This window comes from Curtobacterium sp. LFS084, assembly GCF_047977705.1.
Taxonomy (GTDB): Bacteria; Actinomycetota; Actinomycetes; order Actinomycetales; family Microbacteriaceae; genus Curtobacterium.
Window position 1 is genome coordinate 25,095 of the sequence record NZ_JBFPFM010000036.1, and the last position, 7,145, is coordinate 32,239.

The 7,145-nt window shown below is 72.4% G+C and carries 9 protein-coding genes; 3 read left to right on the forward strand and 6 right to left on the reverse strand.

Going from position 1 to position 7,145, the window contains the following annotated elements:
* Nucleotides 1-117 precede the first annotated feature (117 nt).
* The 3 genes from ACNQOV_RS15200 to ACNQOV_RS15210 are packed head-to-tail and all read left to right on the forward strand — an operon-like array spanning nt 118 to nt 1,618.
* Nucleotides 118-729 carry an RNA polymerase sigma factor gene (locus tag ACNQOV_RS15200; RefSeq protein ID WP_416395548.1) on the forward strand — a complete coding sequence of 204 codons (612 nt, stop codon included), beginning with the start codon at nt 118-120 and terminating at the stop codon, nt 727-729.
* On the forward strand, nt 726-1,292 hold the full coding sequence (locus ACNQOV_RS15205) for a hypothetical protein (RefSeq protein WP_416395550.1): 567 nt from the start codon (nt 726-728) through the stop codon (nt 1,290-1,292). The genes ACNQOV_RS15200 and ACNQOV_RS15205 overlap by 4 nt, the downstream gene beginning before the upstream one ends.
* Nucleotides 1,289-1,618, forward strand: a complete 330-nt coding sequence (locus tag ACNQOV_RS15210) for a hypothetical protein (RefSeq protein WP_022907587.1) — start codon at nt 1,289-1,291, stop codon at nt 1,616-1,618. The genes ACNQOV_RS15205 and ACNQOV_RS15210 overlap by 4 nt, the downstream gene beginning before the upstream one ends.
* Nucleotides 1,619-1,697: 79 nt before the next feature.
* On the opposite strand, the gene ACNQOV_RS15215 is transcribed toward ACNQOV_RS15210, so the two are convergent.
* The 6 genes from ACNQOV_RS15215 to ACNQOV_RS15240 form a co-directional block, all read right to left on the reverse strand.
* The gene (locus ACNQOV_RS15215; RefSeq protein WP_416395552.1) at nt 1,698-1,874 is read right to left on the reverse strand and encodes a hypothetical protein; all 177 of its coding nucleotides are present in this window, start codon (nt 1,872-1,874) and stop codon (nt 1,698-1,700) included.
* 10 nt (nt 1,875-1,884) lie between these two features.
* A complete protein-coding gene (locus tag ACNQOV_RS15220) occupies nt 1,885-2,847 on the reverse strand; it encodes a sugar phosphate isomerase/epimerase family protein (protein ID WP_022907589.1) in 963 nt (320 codons plus the stop codon).
* 158 nt (nt 2,848-3,005) lie between these two features.
* The gene (locus tag ACNQOV_RS15225; RefSeq protein ID WP_402269002.1) at nt 3,006-3,689 is read right to left on the reverse strand and encodes a fumarylacetoacetate hydrolase family protein; all 684 of its coding nucleotides are present in this window, start codon (nt 3,687-3,689) and stop codon (nt 3,006-3,008) included.
* A 34-nt stretch (nt 3,690-3,723) separates the two neighbouring features.
* A complete protein-coding gene (locus ACNQOV_RS15230; RefSeq protein ID WP_402269004.1) occupies nt 3,724-3,939 on the reverse strand; it encodes a hypothetical protein in 216 nt (71 codons plus the stop codon).
* Nucleotides 3,926-4,270, reverse strand: a complete 345-nt coding sequence (locus ACNQOV_RS15235; RefSeq protein WP_416395554.1) for a hypothetical protein — start codon at nt 4,268-4,270, stop codon at nt 3,926-3,928. Before ACNQOV_RS15235 ends, ACNQOV_RS15230 begins: the two co-directional genes overlap by 14 nt.
* 103 nt (nt 4,271-4,373) lie before the next feature.
* On the reverse strand, nt 4,374-6,845 hold the full coding sequence (locus tag ACNQOV_RS15240; RefSeq protein WP_416395556.1) for a phosphoketolase: 2,472 nt from the start codon (nt 6,843-6,845) through the stop codon (nt 4,374-4,376).
* Nucleotides 6,846-7,145 lie beyond the last annotated feature (300 nt).

A 7,145-nucleotide genomic window follows, 5' to 3' on the forward strand; every position in this document is an offset into this window, starting at 1 on the left:
GGGGACGCACGGACCGCCGTCGAGACGCCGTGGCCGTTCGTTCAGGGATGACCGGCCACGGCGCGTTCTCGACCAGGCGCGCAGCACGCTCCTGGTAGGCACGTAGGGAAAGACGTGGTGACGACCGGAAACGTCACGCGAGAACCGGGGAAATCCCACGAGGAGTCGATCCTGAGCGACGCTGATGCCCTGGCGTCCCTGTCGGACGCCTCCCTCGTCGAGCGCAGTGCCGACGGTGACACCGTCGCGTTCGGCGTCCTGATCCGGCGGTACGGTCCGCACATGCGTGCCTACGCGGCCCGGATCCTCGGCCACGGCGACGGGGAGGCCGAGGACGCCGTCCAGGAGGCAGCGCTGCAGGCGTGGCAGCGGATCGACCGGGTGGACGACCCCGAGCGGGTGCGGAACTGGCTGTTCCGTATCGCGGCGAACAAGGCGCTCGATCGTCTCCGTCGGCGACACCCGCACCTCGACCTCGACGCGGTGGTCGACGCTTCCGACGACCGTCCCGTCGACGAGGTGGTCAGCGCGCGCCTGCAGGTCCAGGAACTCGCGCGTATCGTGCAGGAACTGCCGGACGGACCCCGTGTCGTCTGGGTGATGCGCGAGATCGGTGGGGCGTCGTACGCCGAGATCGCCGAGGCCACGGGGATGTCGCAGGCCGCGGTCCGCGGCGCGCTCGCCCGGGCACGACGCCGGGTCCTCGAGCAGATGGAGGGCTGGCGATGACCGACGACGAACGGTTCGGCGCGTTCTCCCTCGAGGAGCTCTCCGACTACCTGGATGCCGACCGCACCCCGGCCAGACCCGACATCGACGCTGATCCCGAGGCCTCCGTCGCGTTGGCGCGCCTCGAAGCCCTGCGGACGGCGTCACGCGACCTGCTCGACGCGGACGTCGCCGCGACCGCCGTCGACGACGGGTGGATCGCGAGCGTGCTCGCCTCGGTGCGGACGACGGCACACGCGGGCCGGGACATCCCGGTCCCCGACGAGGACCCTGCCTCGACGCTCGTCGTCACGGAGGGCGCACTCCGGGGACTCGTCCGTGCGATCAGCGACGAGGTCCCCGGCGTGGTCGTCCGCCGGACGCGGTTCACCGGCGAGCTCGGGACCGCCGGAGCCCCGATCGACGTCGAGGTGTCGATCGCCGCGAGCACCGACGGGCCGGTCCACCTCCGCGCGGAGGCCCTCCGGACGCTCGTCGCGGACACGCTCGCCGTGCACGCGCCGTTCGTGGTCCGGTCGCTCGTGGTGCACGTGGCCGACGTCATCGACGGAGACCGATCGTGACCGCCGACGTCCGGACCGTTTCGCGCGGACTGACCGCGGTCGTGCTCCGCGTCCCGGGGGTCCGCTCCGTGCTCCCGCCCGGGCCGAAGCTCGCGACGCTCGTCCGGGACGTCCGCTCGGTGCTCGACCTGCCGCGGGACGGCGGTGCCGTGCTCGTGCAGGACCGACCGGACGGCGCACGCATCCGGGTGGTCGTGACGACGGACCGGCGGATCCCGACGCTCGACCTCGTCCGGAGCGTCCGCGACGCCGTCGTCGCCGAGGCCGCTGCGCTGCTCGGACGCCGGCCCAGCGACGTCACCGTGCGGGTCGTCGAGATCGACTGAGCCCCGGTCCGCTGCGGCTTGATCCGGCGTGATCCGGACTGGTCCTGCATGGTGCGGCCTGGTTCGGCCGCTGCCGGTTTCAGGGGGCGGGTGCGGTGCCGTCCGACGGAGCGGCGTCGTCGGCGACCGGCAGACCCTCGTCGACGAGGTCGTCCTCTGCCGGTTCGACCACGTCGGCCGCGGCGGCCTTCGCCTCGTCGATGGACTCCTGGGAGCGGCGGAGCAGTTCGTCGTCGTGTGCAGGTTGGTCGGTCATGTCGGCGACCCTACGCCGGCGCCCCTGAGTCGGCGTCGCGGTGCCGGACGTCCGACGGCGGAGCGACCTGCGGCTCGAAGTCCACGGCCGAGGTGGGCGCCGGAGTGGTCGGCATCGCCGGGACCGCCGGCGTGCCGAACGCGTCCGCGGCGTCGAGCACGGCCCGGGTCGCCGCTGCAGCCGTCCGCAGGGCGTCCTCGATCGGCATCGCCCGGTGGGCGGCCGTCCGGACCTCGACACCCCACGGCTCGTCGAACCCGAGGTCCCGCACGGTCCGGACGAAGCCCGGGACGTCCCAGGCGCCCGCCCCGGGGAGGTGGCGTGCCTCGCGGGCCTCCTCGGCGAGCGTCATGCCCGCGGGCGTGTGGAGCAGCCCGTCGCTGAGCTCGACCGCTGCCAGGGTGGCCGGTGCGACGCCCTCGCGGATGGAAGCCAGGGTGGAGCCGCCGCGCAGCGCGTGCATCGCGTCCACCAGGAGTCCGCCGTTCGGGTGACCGGCGGCCGTGACGAACCGGGAGGCGCGTTCGACGGTCGGCAGGTTCGACCACGGTTCGGGCTCGAGGACGAGCTGGGCACCGACCGCCGCGGCCTGGCCGGCCAGCGCGTTCCAGTCGTCGACCATGGCCGTCGGCGCGACGCCGGGCAGCGTGACGTCCGCACGAGCGACGACCTGCCAGGCGCTGAGCGTCGCCGCGGCCTCGAGCACGACGCCGCGGTCGGCGTCCTGGTCGGTGGTGTGGCTCGCGCACGTCCACCAGCGTTCGAGCGGTCCCAGCTGGACCCAGACGATCCCGGCACCGTCGAGCATGCGGCGGAGCTCGACGAACCCGATCGTCGCCCGCACCTCGTGCAGGTCGCCGAGCGACAGCGAGAGTCCTGCGAAGCCTGCGGCACCGACGGCGGCGATGCGCTCGCCGATCGGTTCGGTCCCGGCCCAGGTCCAGGACGTCGCGAGCAGATCGTGTTCCTGCACGGCGGCACCTCCGTTCTCCGGACGCGCCGCCCCGCCCCGTCGCGGTCCGCGTGTCCTGTTTGGGACGCCGCACACCCCGCGGCGGCGTCGACACATTGCTACTCGGCGAGGCTGCGAGCCCTCCCAGTCCGCCGTCACACGGGGGAAACGCGACGGCGTCAGACGATGACGGTCCGCACCGAACCGACGCCGCCGATCGTGCCCTCGAGCAGGTCCCCGCGGTCGACGACCCCGACCCCGTCCGGTGTCCCGGTGAACAGCAGGTCGCCCGGCGCGAGGGTCACGAAACGCGAGAGCTCGGCGACCGTCTCGGCGACCGACCAGATCTGGTCGGCGAGGTCACCGGTCTGGCGGACGTCGCCGTGCACCCGGAGTTCGACGGTGCCCGAGGTCGGGTCGACGTCGGCGGCGGGGGTGATCGTGCCGACCGGGGCCGAGGCGTCGAAGCCCTTGGCGGTGTCCCACGGGCGTCCGAGCCGCTTCGCCTCGGCCTGCAGGTCGCGTCGCGTGAGGTCGATGCCGACCGCGTATCCCCAGACGTGGTCGAGGGCCGCGTCGACGGGGATGTCCGACCCGCCCCGGCCGATCGCCACGACCAGCTCGACCTCGTGCTCGAGCTGCCGGGTGACGGACGGGTACGGGGTGTCCGCGCCGTCCGTCACGACCGCGTCGGCCGGCTTCGTGAAGAAGAACGGCGGTTCGCGGTCCGGATCGTGTCCCATCTCCCGAGCGTGCGCGGCGTAGTTGCGACCCACGCAGAACACCCGCCGGACGGGGAAGCGCCCGCCGGTCGTGGTCGGGACGGTCGGGACGGTCGGGGCCGGGATGACGAACTCGCTCACCGGTCCAGCGTGCCACCGGGACCCGGACGGTGGGTCAGCCCTCGGTGATCGAGGCCTCCCACCGGAGTCGTCGTGCGCGTGCCCGTTCCTGCCGTTCGCGCCACTCGATCCGCATCTCCTCGAGTCGTTCGAGGTCGCCGGCTGCACGGACGAGTGGCCCGTAGTGCGGGTGCGCGAGCAGGCTGGGGGTCCGGCGTTCCATCCGGTCCAGTCGGGCCTTGAAGGACGCGTCGTCTTCATCCGAGATCACGGTCAGGTCGTTCCTCTCTGCCGCGGAGCCGTCGCGCGGCGGTCGTCTCGTGATCGTCGAGCGCGCGCTCGACCCACTTGTCGTCGTCGGTCACCCATGCCCGGGTCATCAGGGCATCGGTCATCAGAGCGGCCGCGTCACGGCGCCGCTCATCGGTCGACAGCGCCCGCTCGACGACCCACGACCAACGCTGCCACCAGTGGTCCCGGTGGCCCAAGAACTCGGTATTCCGCCGCGCCCGACGCCCCTCGACCACCGTGACCACCACGCTCGCGACCGCCACCATGGCGCTGAGCAACGACACGCTCGCGCTCGTCCAGCCTGCATCCATGTCCGCCACCCTGACGCGACAGGACCGGCCACGCGCCGAGCGTGACCGGTCCTGTGGAACGTGACCCGCGCCTCCCGGATGTGGAGGAGTGCGCGGACGCGCGTCAGTTGCCGGGCGCAGCCCCCTCGGACTCGCCCTCGCCCGGGTCGCCGCCCGTGCCCTCCGACGCCGCCTCGTCCTGCGGCCAGCCCGAGAACCGCCACGCACCGACCGTCGGGTGGTCCTCACCACGCGAGTAGGCGTACTCGCGCGCCGCCGTCCGGGCCTCGGTCAGCCGCGTGCGCAGCGCTTCGTGCGCACTCGGGTCCACCCGGGTCAGGGCGTCGTGCGCGAGCGCGAACCGGTCCATCTCGTTGCGCATGAGCATGTCGAACGGGGTCGTCGTGGTGCCCTGCTCGAGGAACCCGTGCACGTGCAGGTCGTCGTGCCCGTTCCGACGGTAGGTGAGCTGGTGCACGAGCGACGGGTACCCGTGGAAGGCGAAGACGGTCGGAGTGCCGGGCAGGAACAGTGCGTCGTACCGCTCGTCGGGGATGGGGTGCTCGTGCTTCCGCGGGTCGCCGATGGACAGCAGGTCCACGACGTTGACCACCCGGACACCGACCCCGGGCGCGTGGCGGCGGATGATGTCCGCGGCGGCCACGGTCTCGACGGTGGGGACGTCACCGGCGCAGGCGAGCACGACGTCGACGTGCCCCTCGGCCTCCTCGGTGCCGGCCCAGTCCCACTGCCCGACGCCGGCGTCCGCGTGCGCGACGGCGTCCTCGAGGGACAGGAACACCGGTTCGGGGTGCTTGCCGGCGACGATCACCTCGATGCGGTCGGTCGTCTCCATCGCGTGTGCCGCGACGGCGAGCAGGGTGTTCGCGTCCGCCGGCAGCTTGATCCGGACGAGGTCCTGCTGCTTCGACGCGACGACGTCGAGGAACCCCGGGTCCTGGTGCGAGAAGCCGTTGTGGTCCTGGCGCCAGACGTGCGACGACAGCAGGATCGACAGGTTCGAGACGGGGGCGCGCCAGTCGATGTCGGTGGACGACTCGAGCCACTTCGCGTACTGCCCGACCATCGAGTCGATGATGTGCGCGAACGCCTCGTACGTGTTGAGGATGCCGTGACGACCGCTCAGCACGTAGCCCTCGAGCATGCCCTCGAGCAGGTGCTCGGACAGCACCTCGGTGACCCGGCCGTGTGCGCCGAGGTGCTCGTCGCCGACGCCGCGCTGGGCACGCCAGACCCGGGAGGTCACGTCGAAGACCGCGTCGAGCTTGTTCGACACCGTCTCGTCCGGGCCGAAGAGCCGGAAGGACGCGGGGTTCCGCTCGATGAGGGCAGCGAGCCAGGGGCCGAGCGTGCCGGTCGCGCTCGCGTCCTCGCCGACCGGGACCCCGAACTCCTCGAGCCCGGGGCGGTCGAGCGCCGTGCGGAGCCGACCGCCGTTCGCGTGCGGCGTCGCGCTCATCCGCAGGTCGCCCGCGGGCCGGATGGTGGTGAGGATGCCGATCGGTTGCCCGGACTCGTCGAACAGCTCCTCGGGGCGGTAGGACCGCATCCACTCCTCGAGCTGGCGGCGGTGCTCGTCGTTCTCCCGCACGGCCGGCAGCGGGACCTGGTGGGCACGGAAGGTCCCCTCGACCTGCTCGCCGTCGACCTCCTTCGGGCCGGTCCAGCCCTTCGGCGTCCGCAGGATGATCATCGGCCAGCGCGGGCGCAGGTCGGCGGCGCCGGCCGGTTGTCCGGCTGCTGCCCGCTGGGCCTGCGCACGGGCCGCGGCCTGGATGTCGTCGATCGTCGCGAGCGCACGCCGGAGCGCGCCGTCGAACAGGGCGTGCACGGCGAACGGGTCGTCGTCGACGCGGGCGGAGTCCACCACGATCGGCTCGTACCCGAGACCACGGAAGTACGCGTGCAGGTCGTCGTGCGGGATGCGGGCGAGGATCGTCGGGTTCGCGATCTTCCACCCGTTCAGGTTGAGGATCGGCAGCACGGCGCCGTCCGACACCGGGTCGAGGAACGTGTGCGCCTGCCACGAGCCGGCGAGCGGGCCGGTCTCGGCCTCGCCGTCGCCCACGACACAGGCGACGACCAGGTCGGGGTTGTCGAGGGCCGCGCCGTACGCGTGGGCGAGGGAGTAGCCGAGTTCACCGCCCTCGTTGATCGACCCTGGTGTCTCGGGGGCCGCGTGAGACGGGATGCCACCCGGGAACGAGAACTGGCGGAAGAACTGCCGCAGTCCGTCCGGGTCCGGGGTGATGCCCGGGTAGAGCTCGCCCCACGTCCCGTCGAGCAGCGCGTTGGCGTTCATGGCGGGGCCGCCGTGCCCGGGGCCGCAGATGTACAGCAGCTGGCGGTCGGTCTCGGCGATGAGTGCGTTGCAGTGCGCGTACACGAGGTTGAGCGCCGGCGAGGTGCCCCAGTGTCCGAGCAGGCGGGGCTTGACGTCGTCGGGTGTGATCGAGCGGTCGAGCAGCGGGTTGTCGAGCAGGTAGATCTGGCCGACGGTGAGGTAGTTCGCGGCGCGCCACCAGGCGTCGATCGCGCGGATCCGGTCGGTGCTCGAAGGGGATGCGGGGGCCATGACCCCACGGTACGGAGGCGGTCGCCCGAGAAACCCAGAAAAACTTCCAAACCGTTCGGCAGGGGGTGCCGAATGCATGTCACAAGGGCAAACGCCCAGGGCGCTCTCCGGTCACGAACGGCCGGGCCTCAGCAAGCACACAGCACGGCACGTGCACAGGAGCACGTCGCCACCGGCCGGAGCCCCCGAGACAGCAAAGGACAGATCCCATGCGCAAGTCCCTGAAGACCTCCATCACCCTCGCGACCACGGGTGCGCTCGTGCTCGGCGGTGCCGCGTTCGGCATCACCTCCGCGCAGG

Excerpts from the sequence above, each read along its gene's own strand:
- ACNQOV_RS15205 (WP_416395550.1), top strand. The coding sequence starts at position 726 with ATGACCGACGACGAACGGTTCGGCGCGTTCTCCCTCGAGGAGCTCTCC.
- ACNQOV_RS15215 (WP_416395552.1), bottom strand. The coding sequence starts at position 1,874 with ATGACCGACCAACCTGCACACGACGACGAACTGCTCCGCCGCTCCCAG.
- ACNQOV_RS15235 (WP_416395554.1), bottom strand. The coding sequence starts at position 4,270 with ATGGATGCAGGCTGGACGAGCGCGAGCGTGTCGTTGCTCAGCGCCATG.
- ACNQOV_RS15240 (WP_416395556.1), bottom strand. The coding sequence starts at position 6,845 with ATGGCCCCCGCATCCCCTTCGAGCACCGACCGGATCCGCGCGATCGAC.